This window comes from Vibrio sp. D173a (genome assembly GCF_030248475.1).
Window position 1 is genome coordinate 1 of sequence record NZ_JAHGAH010000791.1, and the last position, 611, is coordinate 611.

Consider the following 611-nt stretch of genomic DNA (forward strand, 5'->3'; position numbering starts at 1 on the left):
TTGCAATAGTGTGCTAATCGGGACAATCGTAATCCCGCTCTTGAGTGTCGGCAGCGCGTACAGGTGAGCGATTCGGTCTGAAATGATCTCTTGGTGTGGGGAGAAACTGTCGTACGGCAGTGTTTCCCAATCTGGGAACAAATTGACGGAATGCTGGGTAAACTGTTCGATTTCTGACTGCAATTTCAGTGCGATTTGAGGGTCTGGAACCGCAAGTAAGGTATGACTGCTGTGTTGCTCAGCTAAACCGGCGATAGAAGCTGCCAGAGAAGAGCCTATTAGATTACCTAAATGTTTTTTGTCCCCCGCGCCACTTGGCGTCGGTAAGGTAAAAATCGATGTGTCGGTCATGGGATTTACTTATTATCTCGATCGAGTGAGCGTTGACGAAGTAGCTTCTGTTGCTGGTGCAAGGCCGCTTTAATCAATAGATCTTGGTCTGTGTCACGCAGGTGCGCATATTTAAATTGAACTTCAAATCCGCCGTCTCTAGGCTGCGAACTGCTTACTTGAGCGTAGCAATAAACCGCCGCGGCTGGGTGTTCAAGGAACAGTTTCGCTTTTACATATCTTCCCGCTTCAATGTCTTTTTGTGTAAAGCAAGAAAACTG

At 47.3% G+C, this 611-nt stretch carries 2 pseudogenes; both read right to left on the reverse strand.

The window, feature by feature from the left end:
- Nucleotides 1–351 (reverse strand): annotated as a pseudogene (locus KIV40_RS29320) (transcription-repair coupling factor); the annotation flags it as partial.
- A gap of 5 nt (nt 352–356) precedes the next feature.
- Nucleotides 357–611, reverse strand: a pseudogene (locus tag KIV40_RS29325) (PilZ domain-containing protein); the annotation flags it as partial.